The 16345-nt window shown below is 62.9% G+C and carries 13 protein-coding genes; 3 read left to right on the forward strand and 10 right to left on the reverse strand.

What is annotated here, in order from left to right; all coding sequences use genetic code 11:
• Window positions 1-117: 117 nt before the first annotated feature.
• Together MHM88_RS09160 and MHM88_RS09165 are read right to left on the reverse strand one after the other, a co-directional pair.
• Window positions 118-576: an Lrp/AsnC family transcriptional regulator gene (locus tag MHM88_RS09160; protein WP_239363377.1), complete on the reverse strand. Its 459-nt coding sequence runs from the start codon at window positions 574-576 to the stop codon at window positions 118-120.
• On the reverse strand, window positions 573-1028 hold the full coding sequence (locus MHM88_RS09165; protein WP_009176894.1) for an Lrp/AsnC family transcriptional regulator: 456 nt from the start codon (window positions 1026-1028) through the stop codon (window positions 573-575). The genes MHM88_RS09160 and MHM88_RS09165 overlap by 4 nt, the downstream gene beginning before the upstream one ends.
• A gap of 137 nt (window positions 1029-1165) precedes the next feature.
• Between MHM88_RS09165 and ilvC the strand changes: the two genes are divergently transcribed.
• Complete coding sequence (gene ilvC, locus MHM88_RS09170) at window positions 1166-2188, forward strand: ketol-acid reductoisomerase (RefSeq protein ID WP_239324727.1); 1023 nt, start codon at window positions 1166-1168, stop codon at window positions 2186-2188.
• Between the two features lie 194 nt (window positions 2189-2382).
• Window positions 2383-3282: a DMT family transporter gene (locus tag MHM88_RS09175; protein WP_239363379.1), complete on the forward strand. Its 900-nt coding sequence runs from the start codon at window positions 2383-2385 to the stop codon at window positions 3280-3282.
• Window positions 3283-3433: 151 nt separating this feature from the next.
• On the opposite strand, the gene glmM is transcribed toward MHM88_RS09175, so the two are convergent.
• The 8 genes from glmM to MHM88_RS09215 all read right to left on the reverse strand — a co-directional run bounded on the left by glmM (window position 3434) and on the right by MHM88_RS09215 (window position 14254).
• Entirely contained in the window at window positions 3434-4777 is a 1344-nt protein-coding gene (glmM, locus tag MHM88_RS09180; protein ID WP_239363393.1) for a phosphoglucosamine mutase, read from the reverse strand.
• Window positions 4778-4835: 58 nt separating this feature from the next.
• Window positions 4836-5831 (reverse strand): dihydropteroate synthase, encoded by a 996-nt coding sequence (folP, locus tag MHM88_RS09185; RefSeq protein WP_239363395.1) that lies wholly within the window; start codon window positions 5829-5831, stop codon window positions 4836-4838.
• Window positions 5828-6748, reverse strand: coding sequence for a dihydroneopterin aldolase (locus tag MHM88_RS09190; RefSeq protein WP_239324733.1), 921 nt, complete (start codon window positions 6746-6748; stop codon window positions 5828-5830). Before MHM88_RS09190 ends, folP begins: the two co-directional genes overlap by 4 nt.
• 152 nt (window positions 6749-6900) lie before the next feature.
• Complete coding sequence (locus MHM88_RS09195) at window positions 6901-7545, reverse strand: cell wall hydrolase (protein ID WP_239324735.1); 645 nt, start codon at window positions 7543-7545, stop codon at window positions 6901-6903.
• A 171-nt stretch (window positions 7546-7716) separates the two neighbouring features.
• Window positions 7717-10281 (reverse strand): putative PEP-binding protein, encoded by a 2565-nt coding sequence (locus MHM88_RS09200; protein WP_239363397.1) that lies wholly within the window; start codon window positions 10279-10281, stop codon window positions 7717-7719.
• A gap of 161 nt (window positions 10282-10442) precedes the next feature.
• A complete protein-coding gene (gene glyS / locus MHM88_RS09205) occupies window positions 10443-12677 on the reverse strand; it encodes a glycine--tRNA ligase subunit beta (RefSeq protein WP_239363404.1) in 2235 nt (744 codons plus the stop codon).
• Window positions 12678-12753: 76 nt separating this feature from the next.
• Window positions 12754-13281 (reverse strand): DUF6446 family protein, encoded by a 528-nt coding sequence (locus tag MHM88_RS09210; RefSeq protein WP_239363407.1) that lies wholly within the window; start codon window positions 13279-13281, stop codon window positions 12754-12756.
• Between the two features lie 22 nt (window positions 13282-13303).
• Window positions 13304-14254, reverse strand: coding sequence for a glycine--tRNA ligase subunit alpha (locus MHM88_RS09215; RefSeq protein WP_239363410.1), 951 nt, complete (start codon window positions 14252-14254; stop codon window positions 13304-13306).
• Window positions 14255-14551: 297 nt separating this feature from the next.
• On the opposite strand from MHM88_RS09215, the gene MHM88_RS09220 reads away from it, so the two are divergent.
• Window positions 14552-16324 carry a trypsin-like peptidase domain-containing protein gene (locus tag MHM88_RS09220; protein ID WP_239363413.1) on the forward strand — a complete coding sequence of 591 codons (1773 nt, stop codon included), beginning with the start codon at window positions 14552-14554 and terminating at the stop codon, window positions 16322-16324.
• Window positions 16325-16345: the final 21 nt, after the last annotated feature.

Consider the following 16345-nt stretch of genomic DNA (forward strand, 5'->3'; position numbering starts at 1 on the left):
AATCTCCTTGCTGCAATAGGGGCGGTTGGGCCGGTTATCCTTGTCATGGCAGAGCCGCCCCACTGGCTCAAGCGCCACGTGGCTACAGCTCTTGTCGCAAAAGCCGTTAAATGCGCATCAGTCCAAGGGGCCGGGGCGGCGTTCTTCGGACAGGAGCACATTGGCGTCCACATTGCCCGCCCCCGGCAAGGTCATGATCCGCCGCCGCAGGACGCGTTCGAAATCGGCAATGTCGCGGGCCACCACCCGCAGGCGATAATCATAAAACCCCAGCACATGCTCCACCGTCTGCACCTCCGGGATGGCTGAGACCGCGCGTTCGAAGTCATCAAGGCTGACACGCCCTTTGGTGGCCAGTTTGACGCCGACAAAAACGGTGACACCAAACCCCAGTTTCTCCAGATCAAGATCTAGCACCCGATGCGACAGAACTCCTGCCTCCTCCAGCCGCTTGATGCGTCGCCATGTGGCGGGCTGGCTGAGGCCAAGCGCGCGGCCAAGTGCGCCTGCGGTCTGGGTTGCGTCCTCCGACAGGGCCCGCAGGAGCGCGAGATCAATTTCATCCAGTTCTGTCATAGCGGCAGCGCCGTCCGTGTGGTGATCCGCGCCACATGCATTAGCGCCTCGATGTCGGTGATATTCGGCAGTTGCAGGATGCGATCCCGATACAGCGCCTGATAATGGGCCATATCGCGCGCAATCACGCTGAGGCGCACATCGACCTGCCCAAGGAAGGTCTGGATCTCCAGCACTTCCGGGATTTCGCGCGCGGCGGGGATGAATTCATCAAACGCGCGTGGGTTGGTCTTATCAAGTGTCACACGCAGTGAGACCTCAACCGCGTAGCCTAGGGCCTGCCAGTCGATGACCGCCCGCGTGCCCTTTACGACACCGCCCTCACGTAACTTCTCCAGCCTGCGTGATAGGCGCGAGGCGGTGAGTCCCAGCCGGTCTGCCAGATCCGGCAGCGATTGGGTCGGGTCCTCCTGAAGATTGCGCAATATGCGCCTGTCGAGATCATCAAGCATGATTACTACGATAATCTACCTTTTCGCGAATAGATACTGCAAAAAACAGTCAACTCGTACACCAATCGCTCTCGCATCTCCCGCCCTGCCGTCTATGATCGCTGTCAGATAGAAACTCAGGTCAAAGGATTGATCCGATGCGTGTGTACTACGACCGCGACTGCGACGTGAACCTCATCAAGGAAAAGAAAGTCGCCATCCTCGGCTATGGCTCGCAAGGTCACGCGCATGCGCTGAACCTGCGTGACTCTGGCGCAAAAAACCTTGTCATCGCGCTGCGCGAAGGCTCCCCCTCCGCCAAGAAGGCCGAAGGCGAAGGCCTGCAAGTGATGGGTATCGCCGAAGCGGCGGCCTGGTGTGACGTGATCATGTTCACCATGCCCGACGAGCTTCAGGCCGAGACCTACAAGAAATACGTCCACGACAACATCAAGCCGGGTGCCGCGATCGCATTCGCCCACGGCCTGAACGTGCACTTCGGCCTGATCGAGCCCAAAGAAGGCGTCGACGTCATCATGATGGCGCCCAAGGGCCCCGGCCACACCGTGCGCGGCGAATACACCAAAGGCGGCGGCGTGCCCTGTCTCGTGGCAGTCGAGAACGACGCATCCGGCTCCGCGCTGGAAACCGCGCTGTCCTATTGCTCCGCCATCGGTGGCGGCCGCTCCGGCATCATCGAGACCAACTTCCGCGAAGAATGCGAAACCGACCTGTTCGGCGAACAAGCTGTTCTCTGCGGCGGTTTGGTTGAACTGATCCGTTGCGGGTTTGAAACCCTCGTTGAGGCCGGCTACGCGCCGGAAATGGCCTATTTCGAGTGCCTGCACGAAGTGAAGCTGATCGTGGACCTGATCTACGAAGGCGGCATTGCAAACATGGATTACTCGATCTCCAACACCGCCGAGTACGGCCAGTATGTCACCGGCCCGCGCATCCTGAAGTACGACGAAACCAAAGCCCGCATGAAAGAAGTCCTCGCCGACATTCAGCAGGGTAAATTCGTGCGCGACTTCATGCTGGAAAACGCCGTGGGTCAGCCGACCATCAAAGCATCCCGTCGTGCCAACGACGAGCACGCGATCGAGGCCACCGGCGCCAAACTGCGTGAAATGATGCCTTGGATCTCTGCCGGCAAGATGGTCGACAAGTCCAAAAACTAAGGACCCCGTTTGCGGAGCTGAGGCTCCGCAGCCCGGACCTCTGCAGGGCGCCTCGGGACACCGGGGCGCCTTTTTCACAGTGTGACACGCGTCGTTCTGCAACGAAGCATGCCGCATTGACCAGTCCTCGCACCAGAGGTCATCTGCCCGCACGGCATCCGAATTCAGCCAGAGCCCATTGTCAGGAGATAATCATGCCGGAAATCGCCCCCCGTTACTGGGCCATGGTGGCCGCATTGGGTCTCACTTGGGGCGGGACCTTCATGGTGGTCGAACTTGCGCTGCGCGGGATCACCCCGTTTTGGCTCGCGTCCGGGAGGATCGGATTTGCGGCGCTGTTGCTGACCGCGATCTGGGGCCTGCGCGATTTTCAACTGTTTAAAGACCGCCCAAATTGGTGGATTGTTATCTTCATTGGCGTCCTGAGCTCCACGCTGCCGTTCATCCTGATCAGCTGGGGCTTGCAGCATGTGACCTCCGGTTTTGCTGGGGTCAGCATGTCGGCCATCCCGCTGATGGTTCTGCCGCTGGCGCATTTCTTCGCCTCAGAACCCCTGACCCTGCGCCGCCTGATCGGTGTGGTCATCGGCTTTTTCGGGGTCGCCCTGCTGATTGGCGGCCAGGCCTTTGAAAGCAATGGCTCCGATCTGGAATGGGCCGGCCGTCTTGCCTGCCTCGGTGCCGCGGCCTGCTATTCGGTCTCTTCGATCTCTGTTCGCCGCCTGCCGGAGGTCGACTCAGTTGGCCTTGCCGCGGTGCTCTTGCTGATCGGCACCCTTGGCATCATCCCCGCCGCCTGGGTGGTCGAAGGCCCGCCGCCCGTCATCTCGTCAGAAACCTGGATGTGGTTGGCAATTCTGGGTCTGATCCCAACCGCCGGAGCAAACCTGTTGCGCGTCCTGGTCATTCGCGGTGCAGGACCGACCTTCATGAGCCTCACCAATTATCTGGTCCCTGTCTGCGCCGTTTTCTTTGGTGCGGTGTTCCTCAGCGAAGCCCTGCCCGGCACGCTGCTGTGGGCCTTGGCCCTGATCCTCGCAGGAGTAGCCCTCAGCCAATACGGCGCCTTAAAACGCCTGTTTGGCCTGACCTGAGGCTAAAGCAGCAAGGCAAAATTCCCACTTATTCAGCTTTTCAGAAATATCTCGGGGGTGAGGGCTTCGCCCGAGGGGGCAGCGCCCCCTCTCGCGCGCCGAGCCAAAGGCTCGGCGCGCGGGTCCGCCCGGGCACCCGGGCGGAAAAACCTCAACGCGTCGCCGCCTCGACAGCCGCGACCACATCATCCACCGCGCGGTTCAGGAGGTCGGGATCCTCACTCTCTGCCATCACCCGGATCAGCGGCTCGGTGCCGGACTTCCGGATCAAGAGACGCCCATGCCCATTGAGCTGCCCTTCTGCTTGCGCAATCGCATCCTGCACCGCATCCGCTTCCAGCGGGACCTGCCCTGCCTCAAAGCGCACGTTTTTCAACAGTTGGGGCACCGGTTCAAACTGCTGTGCCAACTCAGAGGCTTTCTGCTCCCGGCGCACCATCTCAGCAAGGAAATGCAGCCCCGCCATCAGCCCGTCGCCGGTTGTGGCATAGTCGCTCATCACGATGTGGCCGGATTGCTCACCACCGAGGTTAAAACCACCCTGCCGCATCCGCTCCACCACATAGCGGTCACCGACCCCTGTGCGTTCAAGGCCGATGCCACGATCATTCAGGAACCGTTCCAGACCGAGGTTGGACATCACCGTTGCCACCAGCGCGCCGCCGCTCAACCGCCCGTCCGCGGCCCAGGCGGACGCCAGAAGCGCCATCAGCTGATCGCCATCCGCAACGGTGCCGGTTTCGTCGATCACCACCACCCGGTCCGCATCGCCATCAAGGCAGATCCCCACATCGGCACCATGCGCCACCACGGTTTCTGCGGCGACAGCGGGCTTGGTAGAGCCGCAGCCACGGTTGATGTTCTTGCCGTCAGGCGACACACCCACCGGGATCACATCGGCGCCCAGCTCCCACAATATTTCCGGAGCAGCCCGATGAGCCGCGCCATTGGCGCAATCGATCACCACCTTCAACCCGTCCAGACGCATATCACGTGACAGAGAGCTCTTTACCCGCTCGCCATAGCGGAAACGGGCATCATCAATCCGTTTTGCGCGACCGATATTGTGGGACTGTGCAGGCTCAACCCCGGTCTCGATCAGCGCTTCCAGCTCCAGCTCCACCTCATCGGAGAGTTTGTAGCCATCGGGGCCAAAGAATTTGATGCCATTGTCTTCGGCCGGATTGTGGCTCGCGGAGATCATCACCCCCAGATCTGCCCGCATCGACCGAGTCATCAGCCCCACCGCAGGCGTTGGCACCGGCCCCAGGAGCAGCACATTCATCCCCGTCGAGGTCAGCCCCGCCGTCAGCGCGTTTTCAAACATATAGCCCGACAGCCGGGTGTCCTTACCGATCACCACCCGGTGCACGGTATCTGTTTCACGGCGAAAATACCGGCCGACAGCTGCTCCAATACGCAGCGCCATCTCGGCAGTCATGGGATGCAGATTGGCCTTGCCACGCACCCCATCGGTTCCAAAGAGTTTGCGCATCAAAGCTGCTCCTCTGCCCGGCGCACCGCCGGAGGGTCCAACAGCTGCCGTAATCTCGTTATCTCGTGGCTTGCCACAGGCGCAGGGCCTGCGCCGTTTCCGCCACATCATGCACCCGTAGCAATTGCACGCCTTGGGCAAATCCCGCAAGTCCTACGGCAATAGAACCCGGCGCACGCCGTGCAGCTTGCGGTTCTTTGCCAATCGCGCCAATCAATCCCTTGCGCGAGACCCCCAGAAGGATCGGACAGCCAATACCGTGAAACAGGCTCAAATTGCGCAGCAGCGCAAGATTATGCGCCTCGCTCTTGCCAAACCCGATGCCCGGATCAATGACGATCTGTTCACGCAAAACACCGATCGCCTCCAGCTGGTCCACCTGTGCCGCAAGGAAATCATATACGTCGAGCACCACATTCTCGTACTGCGGGTTTTCCTGCATGGTTTGCGGATCCCCTTGCGCATGCATTACGCAGACCGGCACCCCAGCCTGTGCCGCCAGCGGCGCTAACGCGGCATCGAAGGTAAAGCCCGACACGTCATTGATGAGGGACGCGCCCGCCTCCAGTGCTTCCATGCCGACAGTGGCCTTGCGGGTGTCGATGGAAATCGCCACATCGCTCGCCTCGCGGATCGCGGCAATCACCGGCGCGGTTCGGGCGATCTCTTCCATTTCTTCGACTTCAACCGCGCCCGGGCGCGTGCTTTCGCCCCCGACATCGATGATCGAAGCGCCATCTGCTGCCATCTGCAGGGCAGCATCGCGGGCCGCTGCCAATTCGTCGTGTTTGCCACCGTCCGAGAAACTGTCGGGCGTGACATTGAGGATGCCCATGATGTGCGGCTGCGTCATGTCCAGCCCGGCGATGGCGGCGCGGCGGCTCATCAGGCGAAACCGGACCTCTTCCGGCAACAGGCCCGCGGGCACGATCCGCGGCGGGCCGTTGCGATCCAGAACTTCGACCTCGGTAAACCAGAGCGCGCTTCCGGCGAGATGAAGCGCCCCTTCGGGACGTGCTTCACCGTGACGAACCAGGGGGCGGTAGTAACTCACAGGGTTTGTTGCTCCTCAGCATGGGCGCGCAGGGGAACACCGGGGTTTTCCGGCAGATCGGCGCCAATCACGATCATTTCTTCAGCTTCGAAAGTAGACGCGAACCAGGCCGCAAGTGCAACCGCATTCGACGGCGGCTCGCTCGGCCCCTCGACCGCATCCAGCACGATCTTCGACGGCGCCCAGACGCAAATCTGCCCGTTCTTCATCGCCCAGTCCAGCTCGGTGCGGGTGGCGACCACCACGCAGCGGTCATCCCGCGCCGCCAGACGCCAGGCGTTCTGCTCGATCGCGAGCAGATCGATACGGCGCTGGGTCCATTTGTGCCCGGTCTGCGGCAGCGCCAGATCATGCGCCCCGACGCAGAGGATCAGGGGGCGCTCGCGGCATTCCATCTGGTCGATCCAGCCGGTGAGATTGGCACTGTCGATGGCGGTATTCGACAGGAACATCAGTCGGGGATGTGGCCGAATGTCCTCTTCGACGTCATGCGAGATCTGATCGGCGGAGCGCACGATCTCGACACCCAGGGCACCGGGGCCGCGATCCAGCTTCTCGATCCGCACAAAGGCGCGCACCGCCTGCGGCTCCCAGAGGATGCGTTCGGCCACCCGTTCGGCGAGGGTTTCCAGCAGTGCCAGCCGTTCGCGCGCCAGTTCATGCGCGATCGCCTCTGTCACCTTGTCGTAGGAGAGGATGCGATCCACGTCGTCATCAAGATCCGCCGGCAGCGGCGCGATTTCCACCACCACGTTGAAACAGACGCGCTGCGTGGTGCCCCGCTCCTGCTGGAACGCGCCGATCTCGACGTCGACAATGTGGTCCCGCAGCGAGATGCGGTCCAGCGGACCGGGGCGGGCTGTTGCAGCCGACCGTTCGGAGGGATGTGCGAAGGCGAGGTGAATATCGGAACTCATGGGCGTGGCCTTTGGCTGGCTTTGGATCGTAGGCGACCTGTGTCAGGAGTCACAGGTTTATGCGCGTTTTACTCGCATAACAGGCCCAGAGTCGCCGTGCCAGAGACGGAAAGCGGCGCATTTACGCCGCAGACGCACCCCAAAACGGTCTTTTAGTTCGATGCGGTGCGGAACCGCTCGTCCCGGTAGAAAAGATGCACACCGATGCGCGCGGTCTTGGTGAACGAACGCGACCAACGCGGTTTCACCGCCGTGGTGTGATAATACGTCGCCCCCTGGGTCAGTTTCGGGTTCACCCCATCCAGGATCAGCCGCGCCACCTTGGCCACCCGCTCAAAGGCACGCGGCTCGCGGATCACTTCCTTGTGGCCATCGCAGGTATAGGTGAACTGGCACTGGTACTTGCGTCCTGTGCCCTGGTTGATGACACCGCAGACCGTATTGGGGAACTGGGCGCTCTTGACCCGGTTCAGGATCACCTCGGCGACCGCGAACTGCCCCTTCACGGTCTCGCCCCGCGCTTCGAAGTAGAGCGCCTCTGCCAGACAGGCGAATTCGCTACCGCCCGAGGCCTCGGGCCGGCTGTCGAGAAAGGCGCGGGTAAACTGCACCTTGGTCACGTTTTTGGTCCGCGCCTGGCGCTTGCCCCCGAGGAACCGCAGCATGCGTTCCTTCGGTGCCGCCTGAAGCGTGGTTTGCTCCTGCTTGAAAAGCGCATCCAGCCCCACATCCGCAGAGGCCATGCGACCGCCTAGTGCTGCCGCGATCACAGCGACCCACATCAGAGTTCGTTTCATTTCAGGGTACCCCCGGTCCTACAGCGTGCCGCGACCAAACGGCCGCAGACGACGGCACCGCGTAACGGAAATGTATCAAAACGTCCAGTCAGCCGAAGGTATACCCGCTATGCTCCGAGGGTCATGCCAGAGTATCGATCTTCCAAGCGCATTTCAAAGCGCCTGAAATCGTTAGCTTTTTAGGTATGTCGGCGCAATTTGGCCGGTTTTGTCCGAGATCGCCAGCTGCGCTGCAGCAAGCCGTGCAACAGGCACCCGAAACGGGGAACAGGAAACGTAATCAAAGCCCGCCGCGCGACAAAACGCAATCGATTCGGGGTTGCCGCCGTGTTCCCCACAGATCGAGAGGGTGATTTCAGGCTTGGCCATGCGGCCGCGCTGCACGCCGAGCTGCAACAGCTCCCCGACGCCGTCCACGTCAAGCACGTGGAACGGGTCCTCGGGGAACACGCCCTGCTGCACATAGGCCGACATGAACCGCCCAGCGTCGTCCCGCGACAGACCATAGGTCATCTGCGTGAGGTCGTTGGTCCCGAAACTCATGAACGCCGTGTGCACCGCGATCTCATCCGCGCGCAACGCGGCCCGCGGCGTTTCTACCATCACCCCCAGCCGATAGGTGAAATCAACGCCACGCTCGGATTTCACCGCCGCCGCCACCGCATCGATGCGGGTCTTGACCAGTTCTACCTCGCGTTTGGCCGACACCAGCGGGATCATGATTTCCGGCACCACCGGATCGCGTTCATGCGAAGCCTCCAGCGTGGCCTCGAAAATCGCCCGGGCCTGCATGTCGTAGATCTCGGGCACCGTCACCCCCAGGCGCACGCCGCGCAGGCCCAGCATGGGATTATATTCGCCCATTTCCTCGACCCGGCGGGTCACGTCGCTCACCGGCAGCCCCAACGCTTCGGACAGCTCGCGCTGGCCGGCATTGGTGGTGGGCAGGAATTCATGCAACGGCGGATCGAACAGGCGGATGCAGACCGGCATCCCCTCCATGATCCGGAACAGCTCGCGGAAATCCTTGCGCTGCATCGGCAACAGCCGCGCCAAAACCGCCGCCCGGCCGGCAGAGGTCTCGGCAAAGATCATTTCGCGCATCACCGTCAGACGACCGGGATCAAAGAACATATGCTCGGTCCGGCACAGACCAATGCCCTGGGCATTGAAGTTGCGCGCGGTCTGCGCGTCCGCCGGCGTATCGGCATTGGCGCGGATGTCGATGTCGCGCGCCTGGTCGGCCCAGCCCATCAATGTCTGGAACGCATCGTCCTGCGCCGCCTCCAGCATCGCAGGCTCCCCTGCCAGCACCTGACCGGAGGTCCCGTCCACCGTGATCGTATCGCCCGCCTTGAACACGCGCCCATCCGGAGCGGTCAACTGCTTGCGCCGGCTGTCGAACCGCAGGCTGGACGCGCCCACGATACACGGCAGGCCAAGCCCGCGCCCGATCACCGCTGCGTGGCTGGTCATGCCCCCCTTTTCGGTCAGCACCCCCGCCGCCGCATGCATGCCGCGTACATCTTCAGGCGAGGTCTCCCGCCGCGCCAGGATACAGGGCTCACCGCGCGATTTGCTGGCCTGGGCCTCCGCCGCGGTGAACACCAGCCGCCCGGTCGCCGCACCGGGGCTGGCGGCGATCCCGCTGCCGATGACATCGCGTTTTGCCTCCGGGTCCACCTGCCGGTGCAACAGTTCGTTCATCGAATGGGCGTCCACCCGCATCACCGCCTCCTCAGGCGGAATGATGCCATCCTCGGCCAGCTGCACCGCGATCCGAACCGCCGCCCGCGACGACCGCGCCACCCGCACCCCGTCAAGGATATGCACGCGCCCGTTCTCGATCACGAACTCCACCTGCATCTCGGCGCGCAGCTTGACCCGCATCAGCGCCGCATGCGCCTTCAGCTCGGCAAAGGCCTCTGGTGCCAGTTCCTCCAGCGACGGGCCGCGTTCGTCCCGTTCCAGATAGATCGATTCCGCATCGCTGCCCAATGCGTCGCGCCCCTGGCTCTGGCTCAGGTAGCGCCCCGTGATCTGCGGCAGACCGGTTTGCGAGTCCACCAGCTGCAACACGCCGGAGCCGCATTCGCCCTGCCCCAGCCCCGGCACCATTTCCTGCACGATCAGGCCAAGCCCCGCATCCGCCGGCGCCCCCTTGGCCGCCCGCAACAGCCGCGCCGAGGTGCCCTCCCAGGCCCGCGCCATCGTGCGCAGGACCGCCGCCAGCTGCTCGCCCGGGTCCTGCGGGAACGGCTCTTCGGCTTCGGCCTCATAGGCCTGCAACATTTCGCTCAGCGCATCCGGGCCGCCGTCCTCGACATCCTCGAACACATCCGGATCCAGCCGCGCCACATGCACCGCATAGGATTGTACAAACCGCAGATAAAGCGCCGCCGCCGCCTCGGGGCCAAGCGTGTCGCTCAGATCCACATAGCGCGCATCATTCATGCCGATGTTCAGCACCGCACCGGGGCCACCCCAATCGGGATCTTCCGACGACGGGCGCACACAAAGCAGCGCATCGGGGCGCAGATCGGCAAGGATCGCCTTGACGTCGACCATATAGCCTTCGGCGATTTCATGCACCGCGTCAAAGGACAGCGCCACGGTCTGCGGCACCGGCAGGTCCAGCCGCACCAGCCGCTGCAAGCATTTCGCCCGCCCGCCATGGGTCTGATTGGCAATCGGCGCGGTGGCGGTGATCAAAGTGGCCTTCGGGGTAGTATCCATCGGTGCGTCCCCTGTGTGCTTCTGCAATGCAGCAATCCTCCCTGACCCCGAGCATAAGGCGCGCCCACACGCCCGCAAGGGGGAAGCGCGCCGCTGTTGTGACAAAAACGGCCCTCACCAAGACTGGAGAGGGCCGCAAGCTGGCAAAAAGGCGCGGAGGATCAGCCCTCGATACGGCTGAGATCGGCGACCTGACCGCAGACCTTGCGGATCTGGCTCAGCAGGTTCAGCCGGTTGCGGCGCACCACCTGATTGTCGGAGTTCACCTGCACCGCCTCGAAAAACGCATCCACCGGCGCGCGCAGTGCGGCCATGCCGCCCATGGCGGCCGCGAAATCCTCGGCCTCGATGGCCGAGGAGATCGCCCCCTCGCCCGCTGCAAGCGCATCAAACAGGGCGGCCTCCGCCGCATCCTCGATGAATTTCTTGTCGGCCCCGTAGGAATATTCGACCCCGTCTTTTTCCTCGGCCTGCGACAGGATGTTGTTGGCGCGCTTGAACCCTTGCAGCAGGTTCTCGCCATCCTCCGACGACATGAACGCCTCCAGCGCTCGGGCGCGTTTCACCAGCAGCGTCAGGTCGTCATTGCCCTCCATCGCAATGCAGGCGTCGATCACATCGTGACGAATGCCCTGATCGCGCAGGAAGACTTTTAGACGGTCGTGGAAGAAGGAGAGAAGGTTATTCAAAAGCTCCTGGATACTGCCATCAATTGAAAGCGTTTCAGTAGGATTATTTTCCAGAGTAGACGCGTCTACTCCCGAATCCACATCGACACCAAACCTTCTTGCGATCTCTTCAAATTTTACTCCAGAAATCCCGCCTATTCCATCTCCACCTGCAACTTTGAATGCCGACATTCCATTGAGAGCATTTCCAAGATCAAAGATAGGCAACAATGCCAGCCTTGGCCCATTCTCAAGCACCAGCCGGATCACACCCAGTGCGGCACGACGCAGCGCATAGGGGTCTTTGGACCCGGTGGGTTTTTCATCAATCGCCCAGAACCCCGTGAGCGTGTCGATCTTGTCGGCCAGCGCCACGGCAACCGACACTGGCTCTGTCGGCACCTCATCGCTGGGGCCCAGCGGCGAATAATGCAGCTGACAGGCATTGGCGACGTCTTGCGGCAGCCCTGCGGCCTGAGCGTAATAGCGCCCCATCAGGCCCTGAAGCTCGGGGAACTCATAGACCATCTCGGAGCTGAGGTCCGCCTTGGCGACCTTCGCCGCCTGTTCCGCCAGATCCGCATCCGCGCCCACGACAGGGGCGATTTCGCGCGCCAGCGCCGCGATCCGGTCGATCCGTGCCGCCTGAGTGCCGAGCTTGTTGTGGAAGGTCACATTGCCAAGGCTCTCCAGCCAGCCTTCCATGCCGACCTCGGATTTCGCGATGCGCAGGTCGTTCTCCCAGAAGAACTTCGCATCTGCCAGACGCGCGCTCAGCACCTTTTGGTTGCCCGCCAGAATGGTGGCGCCATTGTCGGCGGTTTCGCGGTTGGCCACGGTAATGAACTTCTCGATCCGCCCGGTCTTGGGGTTCTTTACCGAGAAAAACTTCTGATGTTCCTTCATCGAGGTTTGCAGCACCTCCGGCGGCAGGTCGAGGAACTCTGCATCAATCGAGCCCATCAGCACCACCGGCCATTCCACAAGACCCGCAACCTCGGCCAGAAGGCCCTTGTCATCGACGACCTCAAGGCCCGAGGCAAAGGCCTGATTGGTGGCATCCTGCCAGATCGCCGCCTCGCGCTCCTTGGGGTCCAGCACCACAAAGGCGCGTTTCAGCTTGGTGGCGTAGTCCTCAAATCCGGTGACCGAAATCCGCGCGGGCGCCATGAAGCGATGGCCGCAAGTCGTATCGCCGGATGTGATGCCGTCGATATCCAGCGGCACCACCTCGCTGCCGTCTTCGCGCGTCAACACGCACAGGATCGAATGCAGGGGCCGTACCCAGCGCAACGACCCAGCACCCCAGCGCATGGATTTGGGCCAGGGGAAGTTGCGGATGGTGTTTTCCAGCACCTCGGCAATGATCTCTGCTGCCGGGCGCCCCGGTTTCTCGATGATTGCGAAATAGACCGCCCCTTTGGGGGTGTCGCGCTCCTCAAGCTGATCGCGGCTCAGACCTGCACCGCGCAAAAAGCCCTCGATCGCCTTGTCGGGCGCGCCTACTTTGGGGCCTTTGCGCTCTTCGCGCACGGTGGGGGAATGATCCAAGAGCCCCTCAATGGCCAGCGTCAGGCGGCGCGGCGTGGTCAGCGCATGTGCGCCGGCATAGGTCAGACCCGCCTCGACCAGACCGTCGGTCATCCGCTTCTTCAAATCTTCGCCCGCGCGCGCCTGCATGCGGGCGGGGATTTCCTCGGAGAAAAGTTCGATCAGAAGATCAGCCATTACGAGTCCTCAACGGTTCGGATCTGCCGTGCGTTCACGGCAATAAGGGATGTGGCAACAGACGCGCCTGCGCCCGTCAGTTGGTTTGCGGCCGCTTGGGGCATTCCTCGCCCACAATGGTGCCGTCATAGGCCTTTTCGCCACAGTTGTTCAGTTCGTGCCAGACGTAACCCCGGCCATCCTCGGTGATGGCCACGATCCGGTCGACACCAAATTCGATGTTCTTTTCAGAGATAAACGCCTGCGCGCGCCCGTCTTTCAGGGCCGCGCCGATCTCTGCGGCATCAAAACAGTCAAACCAGCCCGGCGCATTGCGCGGATCCTGCGCTTCCGACAGCTGATAGAGCTGCGCCACCTCTGCCGGTTTCAGCGGCGTGGTGAAACAGGCGCGATAGCGGATCGGGGAACTGTCGGCGTCAATGGCCTGGAAATCGCCATAGGCGATAGGCTCCGGGGTTTCGCCGCCGAGAGGCATCAACACAACGTCCTGCCCGGGCTGCGCGGCGACCTTGTCGTAGTAGCCGTAGACTTGCAGATAATACATCGCGATCCCCGCCACGAGGCCAGAGACCACGAGGATGATCGACAGGATCTTTCCGGTCATGTCAGATGCTCCCTTGCGCCGCTCAGGCCGCTGTTTCGCCCGCAGTCTCGCCGGCATGTCCGCCCGCCTCGGTCAGCACAAAGGCATCGGCGCATTGCTTTGCCAGCGTGCGCACGCGCCCGATGTAGGCCTGACGCTCGGTCACGGAGATCACACCGCGCGCATCCAACAGGTTAAAGATATGCGAAGCCTTGATGCATTGGTCATAGGCCGGATGCGCCATGATGATACGCTTGCCGGTTTTGGGGTCCATATGCTCCTGTGCGAGGATCGCGGCACATTCGGCCTCGGCTTCCTCGAAATGACGCAAGAGCACCTCGGTATTGGCCACGTCAAAGTTCCAGCGGGCGTATTCTTCTTCGGTCTGCTTGAAGATATCGCCATAGCTCAGCGGTTGTGGCGACTGCGGATCGTTGAAGGGCATGTCCATCACGTGATCAATGCCGAGGATATACATAGCCAGACGTTCCAGACCGTAGGTCAGCTCGCCCGAGACCGGGTGGCAATCATGGCCGCCAACCTGCTGGAAATAGGTAAACTGGCTGACTTCCATACCGTCGCACCAGACTTCCCAGCCCAGCCCCCAGGCCCCCAGCGTCGGGCTTTCCCAGTCGTCCTCGACAAAGCGGATGTCGTGCAGCTCCATATCGACGCCGATGGCCTCCAGCGAGCCGAGATAGAGCTCCTGCAAGTCCGGCGGGCTGGGTTTGATCAGCACCTGATACTGGTAGTAATGCTGCAAGCGGTTCGGGTTTTCACCGTAGCGCCCGTCCGTGGGGCGGCGCGAGGGCTGTACGTAGGCGGCGGCCCATGCGTTGGAGCCGAGCGAGCGCAGCGTGGTTGCCGGGTGAAAGGTGCCCGCGCCCACCTCCATATCGTAGGGTTGCAGGATGGCGCAGCCCTTGGAGGCCCAATAGGTCTGCAAACGCAGGATGATCTCCTGAAACGAACGCGGGGCGGTGGTCTGGGTCATGTCTCTTCCCCTCTAGGGCATCGGCGCGCCCGCCCTGGCCGAGCCTCGGGGGCCCCGCATGGACGGTGCAATGTTCGACCGTCTTCCTATGCAAGCCCCCCGGCGGGGTCAACGGCCCCGTGCGCCGCAGGGCACTGTGGCCACCATGACACGGGGAAAAATCCCGGGGATGTGTCGAAGATGAGAAACATTTACACTTTACACGTCAATGTGCGGATCATCGCCGTTCCCTTTGGGGTCACAAAGTGGTTACCTGCGCGGCGAACAAAATCCGTTTCTTCGTACAGAGGTTGAGCAATGAAGAACCTAATTGCCTCGGTGTTGTGGGCATTGACCATGTGCCTCGCAGCACTTCCGGGCGTTTCGCAGGCCCAACAGTCGGGCGCTGGCGGCGTCTGGATCCAGGTGGCCGCGCGCCCCTCGCTCCAGGAAGCGCAGGAAGAGGCCCGCGATTTCGCTTCTCGCCTGCCCGATGTGTCGGGATATGCGCTCGGTGGCGGCTGGTACGGCATCGTCATCGGCCCCTATGCCCGCCCCGACGCCGAACAGGTGCTGCGCGTCTACCGCGCCGAAGGCCAGATCCCGCGTGACAGTTTCATCACCTTTTCGGGCAATCTGCGCACCCGCTTCTACCCGGTCGGGGCCGAGGCGGACGTGCCGTCTACCGCGCCGCTGACCGCAACCGGGACCGAGGAAGAGGTCGCCCCTGTTGCCGAGGCTGCGCCCGTGGACACCACGGTGCCGGATGAAACCCCGGCACAGGCCCGCCAGAGCGAACGTGCCCTCACCCGTGACGAACGGATGGATCTGCAAATCGCGCTGAAGGCCGCAGGCTTCTACACTGCGGGCATCGACGGTGCCTTTGGCCGTGGCACCCGGGCCTCCATGTCCGACTGGCAGGCTGCGCGCGGCTATGAGCCCACCGGCGTGCTCACCACCGGGCAGCGCCAGGCGCTCATGGATGAATACAATGCGCCGCTGATCTCCACCGGGATGGCGCGCCACACCGACGCGCGCGCCGGCATCGCACTGGACCTGCCCCTGGGCGAGGTTGCTTTCAGCCGCTACGAGCCGCCCTTTGCGCATTTCGAACCCGCCGGAGACCTCGGCGTGCAGGTTCTGCTGATATCCCAACCGGGCAACCGCCGTACGCTCTATGGTCTTTATGACATCATGCAGACGCTGGAAATCGTGCCGCTGGACGGTCCGCGCGAACGCTCCGGTGATCGCTTCACCCTAGAGGGGCGCAACGACGAGATCGTCTCTTATACCGAGGCGCGTCTGGACAATGGCGAGATCAAGGGCTTCACCCTGGTCTGGCCCGCCGGAGACGAGGCACGCCGCACCCGGGTGCTGTCGGCCATGCAACAGAGCTTTACCCGGCTGGACAATGTTCTCGACCCGGCCGCCGGCATGGATGACGCGCAGTCGATCGACCTCGTCTCCGGCCTGGAGGTGCGCAAGCCGCGCCTGTCGCGCTCCGGGTTCTTCGTGACCGCAAACGGGATCGCCGTCACCACGGCAGACGTCGTGAACGGATGTGGCCGCGTCACCATCGACCGCGACGTGACTGCCGATGTGCTGCTAGCGGATGCCGAGGCGGGCATCGCAGTCCTGAAGCCGCAGCAGGCGCTGACGCCGATGGCCACGGCCCCGCTTGCAGCCACGGCCCCGCGCCTGCGCAGCGCGCTTGCGGTATCGGGCTACTCCTACGGTGGTGTGCTTGGTGCTCCAAGCCTGACCTGGGGCGCGCTCAGCGACCTCAGCGGCCTTCAGGGCGAGAGCCACCTGGCCCGTCTGGAACTGACCGCTCAGCCCGGTGATGCCGGCGGGCCGCTGCTGGACAAGGACGGGACCGTGCATGGCATGCTGCTGCCCGAAGCCACGGACGGGCCGACCCTGCCCGAGGGCGTGCGCTTTGCGCTCAAGGGCGAGGTGATCCGCATGGCGCTCGACAAGGCCGGCGTCGGCATGCCGGCCACCCAGGCCGCAGCCACCGGCGAGCTGCCGATGTCGTTGCTGCAAAAAGAGGCCACCGGCCTCACCACCCTGGTGAGCTGCTGGGACTGACCCCACACACTAAAAAACAAA

This window comes from Epibacterium sp. MM17-32 (genome assembly GCF_022348205.1).
Classification (GTDB): domain Bacteria; phylum Pseudomonadota; class Alphaproteobacteria; order Rhodobacterales; family Rhodobacteraceae; genus Epibacterium.

Bases quoted from the DNA above. Each gene is read 5' to 3' on its own strand.
- MHM88_RS09160 (WP_239363377.1), bottom strand. From the start codon at position 576: ATGACAGAACTGGATGAAATTGATCTCGCGCTCCTGCGGGCCCTGTCG.
- MHM88_RS09165 (WP_009176894.1), bottom strand. From the start codon at position 1,028: ATGCTTGATGATCTCGACAGGCGCATATTGCGCAATCTTCAGGAGGAC.
- ilvC (WP_239324727.1), top strand. From the start codon at position 1,166: ATGCGTGTGTACTACGACCGCGACTGCGACGTGAACCTCATCAAGGAA.
- MHM88_RS09175 (WP_239363379.1), top strand. From the start codon at position 2,383: ATGCCGGAAATCGCCCCCCGTTACTGGGCCATGGTGGCCGCATTGGGT.
- glmM (WP_239363393.1), bottom strand. From the start codon at position 4,777: ATGCGCAAACTCTTTGGAACCGATGGGGTGCGTGGCAAGGCCAATCTG.
- MHM88_RS09190 (WP_239324733.1), bottom strand. From the start codon at position 6,748: ATGAGTTCCGATATTCACCTCGCCTTCGCACATCCCTCCGAACGGTCG.
- MHM88_RS09195 (WP_239324735.1), bottom strand. From the start codon at position 7,545: ATGAAACGAACTCTGATGTGGGTCGCTGTGATCGCGGCAGCACTAGGC.
- MHM88_RS09200 (WP_239363397.1), bottom strand. From the start codon at position 10,281: ATGGATACTACCCCGAAGGCCACTTTGATCACCGCCACCGCGCCGATT.
- glyS (WP_239363404.1), bottom strand. From the start codon at position 12,677: ATGGCTGATCTTCTGATCGAACTTTTCTCCGAGGAAATCCCCGCCCGC.
- MHM88_RS09210 (WP_239363407.1), bottom strand. From the start codon at position 13,281: ATGACCGGAAAGATCCTGTCGATCATCCTCGTGGTCTCTGGCCTCGTG.
- MHM88_RS09215 (WP_239363410.1), bottom strand. From the start codon at position 14,254: ATGACCCAGACCACCGCCCCGCGTTCGTTTCAGGAGATCATCCTGCGT.
- MHM88_RS09220 (WP_239363413.1), top strand. From the start codon at position 14,552: ATGAAGAACCTAATTGCCTCGGTGTTGTGGGCATTGACCATGTGCCTC.